This window comes from Pseudoalteromonas sp. BSi20495, from assembly GCF_000241185.1.
GTDB lineage: Bacteria > Pseudomonadota > Gammaproteobacteria > Enterobacterales > Alteromonadaceae > Pseudoalteromonas > Pseudoalteromonas fuliginea.
Window position 1 is genome coordinate 15,210 of the sequence record NZ_BADY01000167.1, and the last position, 19,752, is coordinate 34,961.

Consider the following 19,752-nt stretch of genomic DNA (forward strand, 5'->3'; position numbering starts at 1 on the left):
ACTAGATGCTTTATTTACTTTCATCTGCTTTTTTAAATGTGCACTCTACACTGGGTTTGCTCAATGTGTACTTTAGTGTGTTATCAGCTAAAAATTGGATACTTTGACTGATTATTTTTCGTTTGCAGGGTTTTCACAACGGCTCATTCTTAAACCGTTTTCAAGGCCATCACTTTTATATTTAAGCGTACTGGTTATGAAACAAAAGTTTGGTTTTTTAATAGTTCGGGTACCATTGTGGAGCGATCCAAATACAATTTGCTCTCCAAGTTTAAAACCCGCACTTAAATCACTTTCATCTGTCAAACTTAAGTCGCTATTAACGCATAAACCTGAGTTGCTCGACACAACTTCGTAGGCACCCAATTTTGACTTTAAAAGCGGTATAAATCGTGTTTTATTACTCGGCTCAGAAAAAGCATTTGCACTTGTAAAAGCGACAGTTAATAAAGCGAGTGTTAAATATTTCATTTCGTGGGTGTATCCTCGTGAGTCAGCGTGTTAAATAATAGCAAAATGCCTAATCACTTAGCTTTTATAACTTTTAACAACTATAACAGAGATTTACTATAAAAGGAGAGAAGTCGTATTCAGTAACCAAGGCGTGAGCAGCTAGCGGAAGCTTTGCTCGACTATTACTTATTCTTACATGTGTAAGCCAGTAAGGTAACGCAGAAGCAATTACCGAGCTCACTAGGTTACACACCTCGTGCCGCGATTAAATCCCTCTAGATTGAATACGTTTAAATCCACAAAGATTCCTCCTAGATACTGCATTACAAACCGTTTTGCTGTTAAGTACTTCAGTTAATACGTACTTAAACAACAAAACGATTTATATCAATGCACTTACCTGTAAGGAGACATTGGACTCATTAAATTGTTTAGGTAGTACAAAAATTACTGTTTATTTTATTGCCAGTACTTTGCAAATAATAAAGGGTAGCTTTGCTTTAAAAACTTAGGTTTGTCTTTAAAACGTTTACCTTTGGGTTCATCGCTGCCTGATGGGATAAACGGCAATTCGTCTTCGCTGCGTTCTTCAAATAATAAACCGGCTATTAAATCATACTCATCAATATACGGATAAGGCTGCTCGTTCAAATAATAAACAGGTGTACACTGCGCTATCGAGTCAGCATTTTCTAAGGCGTTTTCAAATACTGTTTTACCGCGCGAAATTAACCAACATCTAAACTCGCTAAAACCGTAATCGTCATTACACCCAGCCATCACAAAGGCAGCGCCAAACAAATCCCAGGTAAAGCATTTGCGCATATGTATGCCAAAGTGCTTATCAAAATCAATAAGGTGTTGATCGCTTAAATCATTAAGTTTAGTTTTTAGGTTATCGCTCACACTTTGCGGATCGAGCCCTAAATCAGGCGTGGTTACTAATTCCCAAAAAGCCTGTTCTGTTAACGCTGCCATTATAAAATCTCTTTTACTCGGCCAACTTGACCATCTTCTAAACGTACTTTAATACCGTGCGGGTGATTAGGTGATTTTGTTAAAAGACGCTCAACAACACCTTCGGTTAATGTACCGCTGCGTTGATCTTCTTTTAATACAATATTTACTGTTATGCCTGGTGAAATTTGCGAACGCGTAGGAACGGCCATAATTGAAACCTTTAAAGTAATTTATGTAATTATAAACATCACTGTGCTGTCAAACCAACTAAACCACTATTAATTGGCGAAAAATAAGATATGTGCTGGTTTAATATTCAGTTTAATACTTGCTAGCTGATTTAGTATAATATCTTTTAATTCGTCAAGCTGGGGTTTTGCACTTTCAAGAGCTATATCATCATTAAAAAAGCACTGCACTTTTAACGTGTTTGTTTCGTTATTTAAATCCACTGAATGCGTTAAATAGTGAAAGCCAAATACGGTTTCTTTTATTGTTTCACACGCAATAGTCAATACTGAGCGAATTTGCTTATCGCGTTGTTTTTGAGTTTTAGTCATAAATGTACTAGCGCTACTTATTTAGTCTGGGCTTGCTGCTGCTTTTTAAACTCTTCGTAATTAGAGTCCTGTTTATTTAAGCATTCGTAATATTCTTTATCCGCTTTATAGTTGCACTCATCAAGACGTGCAGATTGAACTTCGTGAAAACGTGCATCAGAGCTGCAACCAGCCAAAATACAAAATCCGATAATAAGTAATGCGCTGTTTTTTAGTTTATTGATAAACATTAAATTTCCTTACACTTTCGATATCGAAAAAGCGTTAAAATATTATTGTATATTAGCGTCCTAAAATTTTAATTTTCAAAGGTTCTACTATTATTTTTATGTAGCGATGCTAACAATTGCCAGCTAACGACATAAATACTCTATCAGTCCTCAAAATCTTGTTTCCGCGCTTCTGACAATGCTGATGCTAGTAACCCGGTCGGTACAGCAACAATACCAAGACCTATTGTTAGAATAAAGAATGTAAATATTTTCCCTCCGACAGTAACCGGATACATATCGCCATACCCAACCGTAGTTAAAGTTGTTACGGACCACCAAAGAGAATGAAATACAGAACTAAATTGTTCTGGTTGAGCATCACTTTCGCAGTAGTAAATACCTACAGCAGATAAATAAAGCATAATAGCAGCAACAAAACCAAAAAGAATTAGTTCTTCTTTAGCTATTACTAACGCTCTATGAAAACGTTTAATTGCTTGATTATATTTAAATAACTTTAAAATTCTAACTAGCCTTAAGAGCCTAAAAATACGAATAGATCGTAAGTCATAACCAGTAGATAGGTAAAAAGGGAGGATAGCTAATAAATCAATTAAACCATAAAAACTAAAAATAAATTTTAACTTTTTTTTAGCTACCAAACATCTTAGTATGTACTCAAAAGAAAAGATAACGACTGTAATTATTTCAACAAGATAAAGAATCCATTTTAAATTTTCAGATAAATTAGGTAATGTATCGATAGAAAAAGTAACAAGTGAAACTATAATTAAGAATTGAATTAGTAAAGCGAAAACCTTTCCTCGTAATGTATTAGTATTATCTAATAAATCTGTAAAAAAATCTTTTCCTACCACCGCTACATCCTTTAGACAAGTTTCAAGTTAGCAGTTTAACATAAATCGTTATTAAAATTCTATCAACATGATTTTATTAAATAATTAATAAGAGTAATTTAATCTCCTTCATTATTAGCAAGTTCGCTATTACTTGAGTTTTCGAAAGAAACGACGTTATCGACCTTCATGCTAAAGGCATCAAAAAATGCGTTTTTTAGTACAGAAATAACAGCTTGGAAAGTCGAAACATCCGTATTATCTAGTTGACCTTCAATAGGAATGCGTGCAGCAACAAGTTTAGATTCATCGTTTTCGAGTATAGAGCCGAGTAAATCAACACTGCCTTCAAATATAGCAGTAAATATGCCGTCATCATCTTTTTCTATATCTTCGCGCCACGAAAAAACACTAAGGTTTTGAACGCCTGCTTTTACATAACCATTTAAGTTATTGTCTTTAGCCACAAGTTCCATAGCGCCATCAATACCCCCTGCTTCAATATCAAACGGTGTATATACTTTAAATACAGTGTCTAAATTTTCAACTGAAAAGCGCTGTACCTCTGCATTAAAATCAAAATTAGCGTGCTTGCTAAAAGGGTCTAATTTGCCATTAAGCCTTAATGCCGCCTCCCCCATTAACGCACCTTCTACGTTTAGAGTAGTCACAAGTGTTTTTGATAGGTTTTGAGCATTCGTTATGTTTTCAATTCTGGCATTGATATTTGATATAAAAGTGGGATTTTCACCCTGACTAGTTGCATTAACTAGGGACAACTTACCTTGTTCAATAGTTAAGGTATCGATTGAGAACAACACCAAATCGTTGGCGAGTCCGATCCAAGTTGTTTCATCTTTTACACGTTGATTTTGCTCTGCTGCGTTTGGGTTTTTATCATAAATAACAATTTCAGGGCGCATAAAAGCCATATTTGTTACCAGATTCCCTTTTAAAAGCGCCGACCATGCAAGTGAAAAATCAAGTGTTTTTACCGCAAGTAAAGGTCTAGGTGCTGTGGTTGCGTTAGTAGCGTAAATTTCTACATCGTCAATGGCATAAGCGCCACGATATAAAAACAAATCTACATCACCTATATGTCCCGTAATACCTTGCGTATGTTTTAGCTGGTAATTTACATACTGCTGCACTGCATAAGGCGCAGCTATTCTGAGGGTAATTAGCAGTAATACAATTACGACAAGAAAGCTGAACCATTTACGGTGTAATGAATTTAAAAATGAACGCATTGTAATTTCCTTTATTTCCACCTACAAAGCAGTATTTTAAACATGTAAAAACTACGCAATTTTGTAATAGCAGTACATATAATGCGAGTAAAATACGTATTCTATAAGGTTTGTTGTAGTTAGCTGGTTAACATGGGAATTACAGCAAATGATGTACCAGTTTACAAAGCCCGATTTATAAACTGGTAAAGCAGGTTAAATAAAAAGGGTTAGCAAATTGCTAACCCTGAAAAATAAAATTTACTAACAATGTTTACTCATCATCAATAATAATGCGTAACATGCGGCGCAATGGCTCTGCGGCGCCCCATAAGAGCTGATCTCCCACTGTAAACGCGCTTATGTATTTAGGGCCCATGGCTAATTTACGAATACGGCCAACAGGAATACTTAATGTCCCCGTTACTTTAACTGGGGTTAAGTCAGTAGCGCTAATTTCGCGCTCATTTGGAATAACTTTAACCCATTCATTATGCGAGGCTAAAATTTCTTCAATTTTGTCTACGCTAATATCTTCACGTAGTTTGATGGTCATTGCTTGGCTATGACAGCGCATTGCACCAATACGTACACATAAACCATCAATTGGCACTGGTTGCTTAGAAGAGCCTAAAATTTTATTGGCTTCAACCTGCGCTTTCCATTCTTCTTTAGACTGACCGCTTGGCATAGGTACGTCAATCCACGGAATTAAACTGCCTGCTAATGGCACACCAAACTGGTCTTGTGGCAAATCACTTGAAGCCATTTTTTCGCTTACTATCTTATCAATTTCTAAAATAGCAGAGCTTGGGTTATCTAGTTTATCTGCGACACTTGCATGAATAGCGCCCATTTGTGCAATAAGCTCTTTCATATTTCGTGCACCGGCGCCCGACGCCGCTTGGTAAGTCATTGGGCTTACCCATTCAATTAGGTCTTGCTCAAATAAACCACCTAATGCAAGTAGCATTAGCGATACTGTACAGTTACCGCCCACAAACGTTTTAACGCCTTGCGCTAAGCCTTGTTCAATAACATCTTTATTTACAGGATCCAGCACTATAATGCTATCGTCACTCATTCGAAGTGCTGAAGCGGCATCAATCCAGTAGCCATCCCAACCAGATTCTCTAAGTTTTGGATATACGGAATTGGTGTAATCGCCGCCTTGGCAAGTAACAATAATATCCATTTTAGCAAGTTCGCTAATGTCACTTGCATCAAGCAATGGTTTTGCATCGCCTGCAATGTCCGGTCCTAACTGACCCGCTTGCGAGGTGGTGAAGAAGGTAGTGTCGATATGGGCAAAATCACTTTGTTGCTGCATACGTTCTAATAACACGGAGCCTACCATGCCACGCCAACCGACTAATCCTACTTTTTTCATTGTTTTTTCCACTGTTTTGTTCATAAAAGATGCCTTAATACATTAAAAATTAAATTCATTGCGTGAGATTTAATTTTCATTAACGTCAAAATAACACCACCAGCCCCCTAAAACTAGTGAATAAAGTAGAACTCAAATTTTTTTCATAGTGTAAAAAAATGCAAAGGCATGCAGTGCTTATTTTAAACTTTAATAAAAGCTTAACCTTGTTGAAACTTATATTTACCACGCTTAATAGACACATTGAATAAAGATGTTTTGTGTAATTCTACATTCAACTAAAGGAAAAGATAATGAAGACATTCACTCTTGCTCTACTTACTTTAAGTTCAGTATCACTTAATGTATTTGCAGATACTACGCTTTCAGCAAGCACAATAACGCTAAAAGAAAATGAAAAAGTATCCTTTGAGCGCGCAGAAATAAATATGGAACAGCAACAAGGTATATTGGTAAATACTGCAACAACCTATTACGCACCACAGGTTTGGATAAATGGGCGCTTAGAGCTGTTTTTTGTGGGTTCTACAAATGGAAATCAATTTTGTGAAGAGCGTGGTCACAATCAAGAAATTTCTGGAAGCACAATTACCTGCGGAGAGGATGAAAGCGCCTACGGAGACTTCGATTGGTATAACCAATCATGGGGCATGAAAAGTACTGGTAGTAAAAACCAATGTTATCAGCTCTATGCAACTATAAAGTGCAAATAGAAAAAATATTGACACAAAAAAGCCCCGTTAAATAACGGGGCTAATCGGTAACTATGGTTATTATAATTCCCTTCCTTGGGCAAAGCTATGCGTTAAAATTGATACTTATACTCAACCGAAAACTCAGTTCCTTTTTCCTTAGAACGAGTTAATACTCCATCCGCTTCAATTTTTTGATCTTGGCCTAAAATATTCAACACTTTAAACTTAATGCTCGAATTGAAATCAGGGAAGTAAGTATAGTTTAAGTCTACAGAATGAAATGGCTGCTCCATCCAATCCTCTTGACCTTCAATACCCGGTATAATGATACGTTCACCAAATACATTATAAATAATTGTCGCAGCATGCTCTCCACTTGGCGCATCGTAGCCTAACTGCATATTTACCACGTATTTAGAGTGTCCGGTTAAACGTCTCTTTGTATTTGTTACAGCAGCTGAAACCCCTGTTTGATCCACAATTGCTTGTCGATCTAACTTTATTTCAGAATCACTTAATGTAACATTACCACTTAAAAAGATATCTTGGCCGATACCACCTAAAAAAGTAAAATCTTTTAGGTAATCAAATTCAATGCCTGCTACATAACCTTCCTCAGCATTCGCTATTCGTACTAATGGAGGACCGTCTTGAGAAGGTGATTGCACTGATTCAATAGGGTCAGTCATATCTTTATAAAATAAACCTACTGAAAAGTTTTCACCTGTATCGTAGTAATTTTCCCATCGGAAATCATAGTTTTTGATTTGTGTTGTACGCAGGCCCGGTGTTCCCCCTACTGGATATTCTGTAAGTGGATCGATATATGTTGATTCTGAAATCTCACGTAAATCAGGGCGTACAACTGTTTCACCATAGCTTAAACGATATTGGGTTTCATCATCATAAACATATGTAAATGCTAACGCACCATAAACATCATCTTCTTGAAAAGCTAAATCTGCAAGCTCGTCATACTCAATTGATGAGTCAAGACCCCCTGTAAATGGATCTAAAGGGACAGACACTTGCCTAAAGTCTTCCCAACGAATGCCACCACTTATACGCCATTTATTATTAAAGAAAAAATCTGCTTCAAAATAATAAGCATCCGTTTTTTGAGCCGACCTATAATCATCACCGGAAACAGTCGTATCATTTAAAATAGGTAAATTAAGCTGAGCATTAGCAATCACATCGTCAGATAAAATGCTGTTTAATTTATTGCCATTTAAATCTACACCGCTAAAGGCACGCGTATTAATATCAAAACGACGATTAGACGCTGAGCGTTCTTTTGATATAAAATCAGCACCTGATTTTAATTCAATATCAACGCCATCAAGCATAATAGGGAACGTGAAGTTAAACCCGTAATTCTCTACTTCATCATTTAAATCTTGATACGTATAGCGTGCTGCCGTTGTTGCATTAGTTAAAGCGATTTCATTTTGAACATCATAATTACCATCTTCGTTTTCATCAGTAACAATAAATCGCGTTGTTAAGTTACCTGGTGCATAACGATTTGAACGACCATTAGAGTATTTCCAATCAAAGCCTGCAAAGTTTAACCAATCAAACGTATGCGTGCCTTTAATCTGATTTACAATTAACTCACGCTCTTCGTAGCTAATATCGTAAGAACGAATGCGTTTGTTATCCGATTGATTGTTGTTCTCATCAATACCTAACCGGTCTCTAACTTTGTCTTCAGTATCACGAAGTATCAGCGAACTAATATCAATACGATGAGACTTATCGTACTCAATACCAAAATTAAACATCCCAGAAAGCTTTACGTTATGCTCACTAGAGGTCACTTTGTCATAACCTCGCGTAAGCGCAGCAGTAGACTCCCCTAGACGGAAATCTTGCCCTTGGTATTCTTCACCTACAAAATATTTATTATCGTAACTTACAGCAGATAAAAACCCATAACGCCAATCACCTGACTCAAAGCTATTACCCAGTGTTACAGTAAATTTAGTATTTGGGTCTAAACTTGTTTCAGTTGGGTCATAATCTCTATTTAAATCAAGTGCTAATGCACGACTTTGCTCAGGTGTAACATCATCAATTGATTGACCTGATTTATAAATAGCTTTAATCGAATCGGGCATTTCACGTGTGCCGTCATCAAAACCATACCAATCATCAGAACCGCCATTGTATTCAAGGCCATCATCAAAATTGTTGCTGTTGTAACCTAACTGACCTGTAACATCAAAAACAAACTGATTCGGAATACTTTTTAATCTTATATCTACATTACCACCACCAAATGAAGCAGGCATTGATGGTGAATAAGATTTTTGTACTGATAAGCTCTCGATTATACCTGCTGGAAATAAATCCAAAGGGATAACTGAACGTGTTGGATCAGGACTTGGCACAGCAGCACTATTTAATTGCGTACTCGAATAGCGCTCGCCTAAACCCCGTACATATATAAACTTACCGTCAACTAATGTAAGACCCGTTACACGGCGCAAAGCGCCCGCAGCATCGCTGTCACCACTACGGGATATTTGCTCTGCTCCCATGATATCGGCAACAAATGCTTGTTGCTTACGCTCTTCAAGTACAGCCGTTGCAGTGCCTTTTAAACGACTAGCACTAACCACAACTTCTTCGAGTACAGCTTCATCATCAACTTCAGCAGCATTAACTGACATGCTTAGACTACATAAAATTGCGGTACTTAAAGCTGATAAACTAAAATGTTTGGAAAATTGTTTCATGTTTACCTCTATCTGATATAAAACAGAAAGTTATAAAAAGGTGTTAAACAAATTTAACACCTGTTCTTACTGTGTTATTCCAGACCTACAGTCCAACCAGCGGTCCAATCATTAGTACTTGAAACTGCACCTATATGGTCAGTAGTATCAAAGAAGCTATCGATTGCCTTTACGTCTGTTGGAACTGTTGTATCTATTGTAAAAATACCATTTACAACATCAGGTTGTCCTGTTCCAACTAGATTACCTAAGGTTGTCGTCCACCAGTTTTGCGTATCAAAAGTAACGCCACTTGGGTCTTTAAAGTTTTCTGAGCAAGCAATAACTGAAGACTTAATCAATAAAGTTCCGTCGTTGGCATTATTCACTGTTTCGCTTTCAGTAAATAACGGGGTTCCAGAGTCATCTTTTGCAATACCTTCAATTTCTAAACACTCACCCATCCCTACTGGACCGGTAACAATAGTGTTATAGATTTGAGCGCCTGTGCCTTCACGGAAATACATACCTTCACTATCATCTTCACCATCAAAGGTATTACCTATGATAGTTAAGTTAGCAATAGTCGGATTTGATTTAGGTAATTTTGACGGTGATTTACCATCGTTATCTGATTCAATACCACGGTTTGCATCCGAATTATCAGCAGCTTGCTTTACAAGTACATGTTGTAATTTACCTTGGAATCCATTATCCCAGTCAATACTGTCATCTTGAATACTTGTAAGCACAACGTATTTTGCTTGAACGTTACCACCAAAAAACTCTATTCCATCATCTGCATTTTGGTGAACCTGTAAGTATTCAACGGTTGTACCAGAGCCAACACCGCCAAAAGTAATACCGTTTACTTCATTACCCGGTGAAAGTAAGTAGCCACCATTCATTACGCGAACATAACGCAAAGTACCTGAGTTATCAGTCGTCTCTGTACCACCAAATACCGCTCCACTTTCTACGCCCTCTACTTGAAGAGCACAATCACCAGTATCTGGGCATTTATTTGACGGGGCATTACCAAGAAGCACTAAACCACCCCATTGTCCTGCAGCTGTTGCTTCGCCAGCTACATCTTGACTAGATGTAAACGAAATAGGCTTATCTTTTGTGCCGTTAGCTTCTATTTTAGAATCACGACCAACAACTAAATAATCTTTACCGTTTCTACCATAAACGGTAACACCAGGTTCAATTGTCAAAGTAGCTGAGTCTGTTTTATCACCCCCAACGAATACAGCGCCGTCAAGTGCATAAAGGTTACCAGCGGTTAGTGTTAAATCAGCTGTAATACGACCCGATATTTCACACGTTGTCGTTGTGCCATCACCTGGTGAAATTGAAGTTGTTCCTGTAGGGCAACCTGCAACGGCTTCAGGTGCGGTAACAATTCCGCCACCATAACCAAATGCCCAGCCTTCACGCCAATCATCAGAATCATTCAATGCACCCGCAAAATCAACTGTGTCGAAAAATGCGTCAACGGTATTAGCAACATCCTGACCAGCACCTAACAAAGGAGAGCCGGCAATAGGCTGACCATTAACACCTAGCATAGGTTTGTCATTAATAACGTTACCAGATTGCGCCGTAAACCACCCTTCTAACGCTAAAAGTACTGAACCATCTGCACCTTTAGGGTCTTTAAAGTTTTCACCATTAGTACAAGACATAAAAGTGTTTTGCATTAATATAGTGCCATCGTTAGCATTATTTACTGTTTCGCTATCAGAAAATAAAGCCGTGCCATCATCGGCCAATGCAATACCTTCAAGCTCTAAACACTCACCCATTTCATTAGAGCCTGTGATCACTGAGTTGTATAGGTGTAAACCCGTGCCTTCACGTAAGTAAATACCTTCAGCATCGTCTTCACCATTAAAGTTATTACCAACAATGGTTAAATTAGAAATCATAGGCAACGATTTTGGATCTTTAGAAGGGATTTTACCGTCGTTATCAGCTTCAATTCCTCGGTTTGCATCAGTAGAGTTTTTATCTTGCTCGACGTAAACAAACTGCATTTTTCCTTGGAAGCCATTATCCCAGTCAATGCTATCATCATCGATACTTGTTAAAACAACGTGTTTTAAATTAACCGCGCCACCAAAAAATTCAACGCCATCATCCGCATTATTATAAACTTGTAAGTAATCAACTGTTGTACCAGAGCCTACCGCACCAAATGTAATGCCGTTTAACTCATTACCAACAGAAAGTTCAAAACCCGCATTTTTAACGACGACGTATTTAAGAGTACCTGAACTATCAGTGTTATCAGTACCGCCAAACACAGCACCAGACTCAACACCTTCTACTTGAAGTGCACAATCGCCTTCAGCAGGACATTTATTTGAAATACCATTGCCTAATAACACCATACCGCCCCATTGACCTGCAGCAGTTGTTTCACCTAAAACATCTTGCTTAGATGTAAAGATAATTGGGTCGTTTTTAGTTCCTGACGCTTCAATTTTTGAGTCGCGACTAACAACAATGTAATCGCCTCCATTATTACCAAAGACGACAGCGCCTGGCTCAATAGTAAGCGTTGCACTTTCTGATTTATCTTTACCAACAAAAACAGCGCCATCAAGTGCCCAAATTGCATCAGTTGAAAGTGTTGTATCTTGTGTTATAACACCAGAAAGAACCTGAACAGTAACAGAACGACCTAAGGCAGTAGATACCTCAGTTGATAAACTTTGGCTAAATGTACCGGGTAACTCTTCAGCTGTTGGTGGTGTTGGATTTGTAGGTGAAGTTGGTTGTTCAACCGTTTCTTCAACATTTAGATTTATATCACCGCCACAGCCGGCTAATGTAATTGCAGTAGCCACAAGGCTGACCTTGAATAAGTCAGATAATTTCATTGTTCACTCCGTTAAAGTATTTAATTATTTTGTTAGCGCTTTATTAAACTCAAGTCACCTTAAGGCACTTTTCAATGCATTAAGGTCACTTGAGTTCTTAGCTGCGACTACCTTACGGGAGCTGTATGACAGAGCCGTTACACTTTAATAAACATAAGATGACAAAATTATTTTCATAAATTTCAAATGGTTAATTAAAAAAACAAAAAAAACCGCCAAAAATAAATTTAAGGCGGTTTGCATAGTGCGATTATGAAATAGCTTGACGTGTATACCTGTTACCAAATAATCACGCTAGTTAAAAGTTAAAGTAACGCTGTTCTGAGTGTTTCTGCATGTACTTTTTCACGCTTCACATATTTGATCCATTGCTGTGCTAAACGCTGTGACTTTTTATGCTTTTGGGCTTGTTCAAACGCTAAAATTGATGCATCAAAATTTTGTAAATTGTACTGCGCCATTCCCAAAGCAACAAAAGCGTTTGATTCAAAATCAAGGTCACCTTTATCAAGCGCTTTACGCGCAGCATCGGCAGCTTCTTCAAACTGCTCAGTATTTACATACACTTCGGCTAAACGTTGGTCGTACTTACCACTTGGCGATAAATCAGCCGCCTTAGCAAAATACATGATTGATTTTTCATCTTCTTTTGCCTGGATCATCGCCTCAGCAACAAAAGCATAATTTTTTGCAGTTTGCTCTGCAATTCCAGCATCTATAGCTTTACTCATAACAGTGGCGGCTTTATACGCTAAGCCATTATATAAATACACCTGAGCCAATTGGCGTAAATCAGATTTAGAGGTTAAAAAACCTTGCTGATACGCGGCTTCAATAACACTAAGCTGTTGCCTTTCTTTCCCTAATTCACCATACATACCCGATAACTGAACCCAGTATTCAGGTTTGTTGTAAAGCTTTACCATACGTTCCAATACATCAACCACTTTATCTGTTTGGTTAAGCGAGTAATACATTGCACGCTGTAAAACTAGCCAATTTTCTTTAGGTGTTTTACCTTCACTATCGCTTAGAGTAATTGCTTGGGTAATATAATTAAGGCCTTGCTTAAAATCTTTTAACTGGTAATAGGTTTGTGCTCGCAATACATAATAACCATCAGTAATCGGTTTAGTATTAATAGCATCCCATTGGTCTAAAAATGCAATCACTTTTACATAGCCACTATTAGCCATTGCCAATTGAGCTAAACTAAACGTCGTGCTCACACGCAGTGATTCTGGGATACCTTCCTCAGCAACTACTTTTTCAAACGCTGCAATAGCTTTTGGTAAGTCATTTTCATTGTAATATATGAAACCATAAAAATTATGCATCATCGCAATTTCGTACGAGTTCATACTCGATGAGCGCTCATTTATGCTATCAAGTGCATCAAGTCCTGCCTTAACATCGCCATCATCGGCGAGCTTTTGTGCACGTGCCAGCTGGCTATATACTTTTTCACGTAAAGCTGGCACACGTTTAGTTTTTTGCTCTTGCGCCGCATTGGCTGTAGCTACATCTACACTGGGTAAAATGCTCAGTGCACTAGGAGTAATAATACTTGTACTTATCGCTGCGGTACAAAACAGTGTTAATTTTAAAAGTTTTGCCACAGGTCGTAATGTTGTCATTGATTTCATAATCGCCTCGCTTTTCGAACCATTTACTCGTAGGTTTAATTAATCGCTAAATTAACCACTGATCTGGAAAGAAATTTTGTTCTGAACACCCGCAACTTCAACAGCTTCGCCATTAACTACGCGCGGTTTGTATTTAAATTTAAGGGCTGCATCCATTGCAGCTTTATCAAATAGTGACTCAGGCTCTGCTTTTAAAACGTGGGGCTCACGCACAGTACCTTGTTTAGTTACAGTGAATTCAACAATAACGTAACCCTCAATACCACGTGACAATGCACGGCGCGGGTAAACTGGAGCCACTTTTACTATCGGTAAATATTCGCCATCACTTGAGTCCAGCGATAAGCCACCTGATAAATTGACATCCGCATCAACATTGGCACCAAAGTCAAAGTTGTTAGCATTTGCATTAGCATCACTACTTTGCATTTGCGGTGACTCCATTGGTGGAGGCGGTTCTTTTGGTGTGGGTGGCTTTTGTGGTTTACGTTCTTTTTTTTGTACGCTTTCTTCTTTTTTAAGCCTTACAAAATCAAGTACGTTCCCTTTAGCGGGTTCACTCATCGCTCCATCGCCGCCAGTTATAAGTGCTTGCATGCCTAAAAAAAGCATGAAAGTCACTACACCAGCTATAATTAATGCTACTAAATAACGCATTGCTAACCCTTATGCTTCTTGAGCTGCAATCGACACATCAAACACACCTGCGGCACGTGCTGCATCCATTACCTTTATCAATGTATCTGTTGTAGATTTTTTGTCTGCCTGAATTACAACACTGCCTTGAGGATTTTCAGCTTTTAAACGCTCAATGTTTGCTTGAACAGCTCGTATATCAATTTGACGTTTATTGATCCAAATCTCACCTTTGTCTGAAATAGCAACTAATATGTTTGCACGTTCCTTTTTTACAGCTGTTGCAGCTTCTGGACGATTTACATCAATACCAGCTTCTTTAACAAACGATGCTGTCACAATAAAGAAAATAAGCATTATAAAAACAACATCTAACATAGGTGTCATGTTTATTTCTTCTGCTTCATCTTCTTGCATTAAATTACCTAAAGGGGCTCTCATTTTTATTCTCCTAGGATAAGCGAACTTGTAAGGCGCTTATCAAAATTTATTTAATGGTCTAACACCATGCTGTCTTCAAGAAGCTCTACTTCGCGCTTAGCTTTACGTTGTAAGTACGTTGAGGCAAACACTCCTGATAACGCACCTACCATACCTGCCATTGTTGGAATAGTTGCTTTAGATACACCTGACGCCATTGAGCGAGCACTACCGGTACCTGTAATTGCCATAACATCAAATACTTCTATCATTCCGGTTACCGTCCCTAATAAACCGAGTAGCGGGCATAACGCCACCATCACATTAATTAAAGGCAAATTGGTATTAAGGCGCATACTTGCTCGCGAGATCATAGCTTGACGTATTTGTTCAGCATTCCAGCTATTACGCTCATCACGAATAGTCCATGTGCTTTTAACACCTTTTTTATAACTGCGAAAACCATTGAAAAAGTAAATAAATCGCTCGAGTATCAATAACCACATCGCGAAGATTAACACCCCGATGACCAACAGGACTTGGCCACCGGTGTCGAGAAAATCACGGATAGCATTGATTGAATCAATCAATAGCACCATGGTTTATGCTCCCTTCTCGCTTCGCTCTGCGATAATACCTGCGCTCTGCTCTTGTAAAATAAGCAGTAACCCTTTTGAACGTGTATTAAGCAGCGTATATATGAACACAGTAGGAATCGCGACAACTAAACCTAGGACCGTTGTTACTAGTGCTTGTGAAATACCACCCGCCATGAGTTTTGGGTCGCCTGTGCCAAATAAAGTAATTGCTTGGAAAGTATTTATCATACCGGTTACCGTACCTAGTAAACCCAATAACGGTGCAACAACAGAGATGATTTTAATGAGAGTAAGGTTACGTGTTATTTTTGGCATTTCACGTAGAATAGCTTCGCTTAATTTTAGTTCAAGCGTGTCGTAGGCCACATTTGGATAGTCGTCTTTTACTTTCATAACACGACCCAGTGGATTGTCATCTCGCGCTACATTATCTTTTAGCTGACGACGAATTTTGCCACCAACAAGTAATAAAGATACAAAGCGTTCTATCGCAATCAACAGTGCAAGTAAACCTACACCTAAAATAACATAACCAACCGCACCACCTTGGTGTACTTGCTCGGCAGTATCTGGGGCTTGTACTAATAAACCTAAAATTGAACCGCCTGTTGGGTCAAGTGCAAACTGAACTGCACCACTTTTAGCATTTTGTAGATCACTCGCTGTTGCGGTAAAACGTGAAACAGGCTGACGAGTAAGTTCACTTAACGTGTTTGTACCTGGATTGTACTCTAAGTATTTACCATTTGAGATTAAATTAAATGCACCAACACGAAGTACTTCTTGCTCTGCCTTGTTACCACCTTCGACTATGACGGTGGTATTAAAGCGACTTACTTTGCCCTGCTCAGTCATTTCACGTTGTAATTCGTACCATACTTTTTCAATATCTTCGATTGATGCAAGTTTAGACGTCGACCCCATTTTTTGTGCTAACTCATCCATAAATGCGCTGCGACCAGGGATTTGCGCCGATACGACAGATGTCGCAAATTTATTACTCGAATCACCAGCAACCTGCTGTAATACACCAAATAGTTCTTTAAGTGAGCCCATACGCTTTGATAAGGTATCCGTTAAATTGGCTAATTTAACTTCATTTTCTTCAAACTGCGTTTCCAGTCGCTCTGACTCAACAAGCATTTGATTACGTTTTGCTTGTGTGTTTTTTAACATTTGCACTTGTTCATTTTGACGCGTTGCAAACGCTTGCTCTCGTTGTTGGTTTTGTACGCTTTGGGCTGATTTACCCTCTTCTAACGTTTTAAGTAATGAATCAAGGTTCATTGGCTCAGCAGCTAAACTCGAACCGGTAAAGCTAAGGCTTGCAACGAATAAAGCCATTTTTGTCATTTGAGTAAACAATTTCATTTTCAACCTCTTATTCTGCTGCGTGTACTGGCAGAGTTAGCATATCTGGGGCAAGTTGTTTACGCGCTATGCGCAAACCTTTGTTAATTTGACTTATTGTCGAATCAGGCAGTGCTGCAAACGATTTCGTTTCTATATTCCAGCTACCTGCTTGTTTGCCATCACGTGTTAAGTAAATAAGTTCTAAACGGCCGATGCGTAAGAAATCAACTTCACGTTCTTTGCCACTAACTTCTAACAAAGCGGTGTACGCTTCGATTGTACGGCCGTAATCAACTTCTACTTGGTACGCTTCGAGAACACGACGAAACTTTTCGCTTGAAGTAATATCAGCACGATCCATCATCGTTTTTAAAGACGTTAAACGTTTTGCACGTTCATCTTGTAAAAATGGCACATCAAGAGATATGAACTGTTCAAGACCAGTGATCATGCGCATCATTAAAGGTGTTATTTGACGTTCAATAATCGAAACCTGATCCATTGATAAATTCAATGATTCCATTTCTTCGATTTGATTATTTAATTGCTTAGTTAGCTGAGAGTTGTAAACAGCTAAGCCGTCAATTTCTTTATTTAGGGTTTTAAATTGCTGTAAACGTCCCTGCATTGAATCTGCAATCTTGTCTATTTTTGTTTGTGATTGCGCAGCGGATATATTAATTTCACTGCTTTTATCAATAACCTTATTTAAATCGTTTGCCTGTACTGCTGCACTTGCGGCCACAATACCAGCTAAGATTAATGGTTTAACGCCTTTCATCGCATACACCTTCACTCGTTAATTAGCAGATTTGCTAGTTTATTTTTCAAGGCCAAAAACTTTGTTATACAAATAATTTATGGCTTGAGATTTCCAATGAGCAGAAGTTTATAGATAAAACATGACAGGGATGTTGCGCAAAAAAGTCTATTTTATGACAGCTGAAACAATTAAGACTTAAAAGGAAGGAGTGATCACTTGTTGAGCAAACACTCACAATAAAGAGATAAATTAATCTAACAGTTTAATAATTTGATTATACGTATGGCGCCAGTCTTTATAATTAATCTCAATTGAATACAGCTTATCCTCACGAAGAAATACTAAAGATGGGAATCCATGAATAGGTAAACTCCGTGTATATTGTAATTCAGCTTTGAGTTCATTATTAACTTCATCTGATAGGAAAGCGACGGTAAATTCATTTTTATTTAAACCTATTTGTTCAGCTAAACAAATTAAAACACTATCATCTGACGGGTTTTGTGCATTTAAATAATAAGCATGTTGGATTGCTTCAATCATTTCACTTTCTTTATTTTTTTTCGTGCAATTAATGCAGCTCTACATGCTGGGTATGTTGAACGTCTTGGTTGGTTTTTCTGCCAAAATTCGAAATTAAATTGTGTACCTAATTCGCTCTCTATTTTATGCCATATACTTTCAAGCCGCTCTTTCATATTTTGCGTCATTGCAGTTTGGCTATCAGGGGCTAAACCACCTACTTTATATTCAACCGTCAGTTTATTTTCAAGCTCAGCTTTTAATTTAAGCCAGGTTGGTGTGTAGCCCCAACACCAGCTGCACATTGGGTCATGGATATAAATAAGTTTACATTGATTCATATTAATCCTTAATCTTTTGTAGAAACAACCTTGTTACGACCAAGCGCTTTGGCGTTATAAATATACTCATCAGCTTGTTTTAGCGCACTATTATAATCGCCTACTTTATCAACTTGTACCACACCAATACTACAGGTAAGTGATATTTGTAGGTTATCTTCAGCTAATAACACTTGTGCTGCTACGTGTTCACGAAAACGGTTAGCAATATCAACAGCATTCGTACTTGTTTCTTTTGGTAAAATAACAACAAATTCTTCACCGCCGTACCGTGCTTTTACTGCTGATGTAGGAAATTGTGATTCGAGTATTTTGGTAAATTCAATTAACACAATATCACCAAAATCATGGCCGTACGTATCGTTAAGTCGTTTAAAATGATCTAAATCCAGTAATAATAATGAAAATGGAAGGTATTCATTCGGTCGACTATCAACAAGCTTTAAAAAATGAGAAGTAATAAAGCGTCTATTAGCAATCCCTGTAAGTTGATCGGTATAAGCATCTTGTTTTTGTTCCAGTGTAATATCAGCAATTGCCATATGACTTCGATACCTAAAAAACTCACCAATAAATGAGAATATGTACACTAAGGTAAACGATGCTATAAATCGTGTTTTTTCAATATCACCATACACAACTTGACCGAAATTTGGACCATATAAAATGGCGATACAACACAGTAATAAAGTTAAACCTAGCCATGTGCCCAGTCTTACACCTAAAGAAGAAAAGGTAACAACAGGGTAAAACATGAGCCAATACAATGCAGTATTTTCCTTTCCTCCAGTATAAGTAAGGACAATACACAATATAAAAACAATACTCATACAAATTAATGCGACAGTTTCTAATTTCCCAGTTTTTATAAAGTAAAACATACTACAAATAATGGTTACATTAACTGCAATTAATGCACTTGTTAATACAGGGCAAGAGCATGAAAAAAGTCTATGCGTTCAGTACCTTTTCAAGGTAGGCTGTACTGCGCATAGCTTTTTTCTGTTTTGCGGGCATGCCTTTACTAAAGCTTTTTTCTGCTTTTAGCTGATTAAATGCGATGTGTCTCAGCCCCGTAAATACAGGTGCTGCACCTTCGCGCCTAATTCGACACTCATCTTCTTTAAATCCTACATCTAAACGCCAATGTAATCCATTTTCTATTTGCCAATGTTGTCGTGCTCCTCTCGCGAGCTCTTCCGCTGTTAAATTCGCTGAACTAATATAGTATCTATAGCATAACTCATTGCTTAATTTACCTTTTTCTTTCCTATAAGAAACAATAACACCCACTGTTTTTACACCTTCCCAGTGTATCGTTTCTGATAAACCGCTCACGTTATGGCTCACTGCACAGCACCTAAATTCTTCTCTATTTTTTTGATAATCGGCTTCGTTAAACAAGAGCCCATCAGATGCTTGTCGTGCTACCTCAGGTAATAGCACATCTTCTATTTGTGACAGTAGCCTTTTATGGTTTGCTTTTACCGCAAGTAAGTAAT

General features: G+C 37.9%; 17 protein-coding genes and 3 pseudogenes. 1 reads left to right on the forward strand and 19 read right to left on the reverse strand.

Going from position 1 to position 19,752, the window contains the following annotated elements:
* Window positions 1–10 precede the first annotated feature (10 nt).
* The 8 genes and pseudogenes from P20495_RS21055 to asd all read right to left on the reverse strand — a co-directional run bounded on the left by P20495_RS21055 (window position 11) and on the right by asd (window position 5,685).
* Window positions 11–471, reverse strand: a pseudogene (locus P20495_RS21055) (hypothetical protein).
* A 441-nt stretch (window positions 472–912) separates the two neighbouring features.
* Complete coding sequence (locus tag P20495_RS01785; protein ID WP_007377587.1) at window positions 913–1,431, reverse strand: DUF4240 domain-containing protein; 519 nt, start codon at window positions 1,429–1,431, stop codon at window positions 913–915.
* Window positions 1,431–1,622 (reverse strand): YwbE family protein, encoded by a 192-nt coding sequence (locus P20495_RS01780; RefSeq protein WP_007377588.1) that lies wholly within the window; start codon window positions 1,620–1,622, stop codon window positions 1,431–1,433. The genes P20495_RS01785 and P20495_RS01780 overlap by 1 nt, the downstream gene beginning before the upstream one ends.
* A gap of 69 nt (window positions 1,623–1,691) precedes the next feature.
* Window positions 1,692–1,973, reverse strand: coding sequence for a hypothetical protein (locus P20495_RS01775; protein ID WP_007377589.1), 282 nt, complete (start codon window positions 1,971–1,973; stop codon window positions 1,692–1,694).
* Between the two features lie 17 nt (window positions 1,974–1,990).
* On the reverse strand, window positions 1,991–2,203 hold the full coding sequence (locus tag P20495_RS01770) for a hypothetical protein (RefSeq protein ID WP_007377590.1): 213 nt from the start codon (window positions 2,201–2,203) through the stop codon (window positions 1,991–1,993).
* 143 nt (window positions 2,204–2,346) lie between these two features.
* Window positions 2,347–3,063, reverse strand: coding sequence for an ion transporter (locus tag P20495_RS01765; RefSeq protein ID WP_008139024.1), 717 nt, complete (start codon window positions 3,061–3,063; stop codon window positions 2,347–2,349).
* 98 nt (window positions 3,064–3,161) lie between these two features.
* Complete coding sequence (locus tag P20495_RS01760) at window positions 3,162–4,292, reverse strand: DUF748 domain-containing protein (protein WP_008139025.1); 1,131 nt, start codon at window positions 4,290–4,292, stop codon at window positions 3,162–3,164.
* Between the two features lie 253 nt (window positions 4,293–4,545).
* Entirely contained in the window at window positions 4,546–5,685 is a 1,140-nt protein-coding gene (gene asd, locus P20495_RS01755; RefSeq protein ID WP_008139027.1) for an aspartate-semialdehyde dehydrogenase, read from the reverse strand.
* Window positions 5,686–5,954: 269 nt separating this feature from the next.
* Here asd and P20495_RS01750 point away from each other — a divergent pair, with 269 nt between their 5' ends.
* Window positions 5,955–6,374: a hypothetical protein gene (locus P20495_RS01750; protein WP_007377594.1), complete on the forward strand. Its 420-nt coding sequence runs from the start codon at window positions 5,955–5,957 to the stop codon at window positions 6,372–6,374.
* Between the two features lie 92 nt (window positions 6,375–6,466).
* Here P20495_RS01750 and P20495_RS01745 read toward each other — a convergent pair whose 3' ends face one another.
* The 11 genes and pseudogenes from P20495_RS01745 to P20495_RS21065 form a co-directional block, all read right to left on the reverse strand.
* Window positions 6,467–9,100 carry a TonB-dependent receptor domain-containing protein gene (locus P20495_RS01745; RefSeq protein ID WP_007377595.1) on the reverse strand — a complete coding sequence of 878 codons (2,634 nt, stop codon included), beginning with the start codon at window positions 9,098–9,100 and terminating at the stop codon, window positions 6,467–6,469.
* Window positions 9,101–9,174: 74 nt separating this feature from the next.
* A complete protein-coding gene (locus tag P20495_RS01740; protein ID WP_008139031.1) occupies window positions 9,175–11,970 on the reverse strand; it encodes a hypothetical protein in 2,796 nt (931 codons plus the stop codon).
* A gap of 305 nt (window positions 11,971–12,275) precedes the next feature.
* The gene (locus P20495_RS01735; RefSeq protein ID WP_008139034.1) at window positions 12,276–13,616 is read right to left on the reverse strand and encodes a lipopolysaccharide assembly protein LapB; all 1,341 of its coding nucleotides are present in this window, start codon (window positions 13,614–13,616) and stop codon (window positions 12,276–12,278) included.
* Window positions 13,617–13,667: 51 nt separating this feature from the next.
* A complete protein-coding gene (locus P20495_RS01730; protein ID WP_007377598.1) occupies window positions 13,668–14,273 on the reverse strand; it encodes an energy transducer TonB in 606 nt (201 codons plus the stop codon).
* A 9-nt stretch (window positions 14,274–14,282) separates the two neighbouring features.
* Window positions 14,283–14,693, reverse strand: a complete 411-nt coding sequence (locus P20495_RS01725; RefSeq protein ID WP_007377599.1) for a biopolymer transporter ExbD — start codon at window positions 14,691–14,693, stop codon at window positions 14,283–14,285.
* A gap of 50 nt (window positions 14,694–14,743) precedes the next feature.
* Window positions 14,744–15,271, reverse strand: coding sequence for a MotA/TolQ/ExbB proton channel family protein (locus P20495_RS01720; RefSeq protein ID WP_007377600.1), 528 nt, complete (start codon window positions 15,269–15,271; stop codon window positions 14,744–14,746).
* Between the two features lie 3 nt (window positions 15,272–15,274).
* Window positions 15,275–16,642 (reverse strand): MotA/TolQ/ExbB proton channel family protein, encoded by a 1,368-nt coding sequence (locus P20495_RS01715; protein WP_008139039.1) that lies wholly within the window; start codon window positions 16,640–16,642, stop codon window positions 15,275–15,277.
* A 10-nt stretch (window positions 16,643–16,652) separates the two neighbouring features.
* Window positions 16,653–17,405, reverse strand: a complete 753-nt coding sequence (locus P20495_RS01710; RefSeq protein ID WP_007377602.1) for a DUF3450 domain-containing protein — start codon at window positions 17,403–17,405, stop codon at window positions 16,653–16,655.
* A gap of 231 nt (window positions 17,406–17,636) precedes the next feature.
* Window positions 17,637–18,250 (reverse strand): annotated as a pseudogene (locus P20495_RS21060) (DsbA family protein).
* An 8-nt stretch (window positions 18,251–18,258) separates the two neighbouring features.
* Window positions 18,259–19,182 (reverse strand): annotated as a pseudogene (locus tag P20495_RS01705) (GGDEF domain-containing protein); the annotation flags it as partial.
* A 19-nt stretch (window positions 19,183–19,201) separates the two neighbouring features.
* The coding region (locus P20495_RS21065; RefSeq protein WP_033016404.1) for an ISAs1 family transposase at window positions 19,202–19,752 on the reverse strand (551 nt) is incomplete at its 5' end.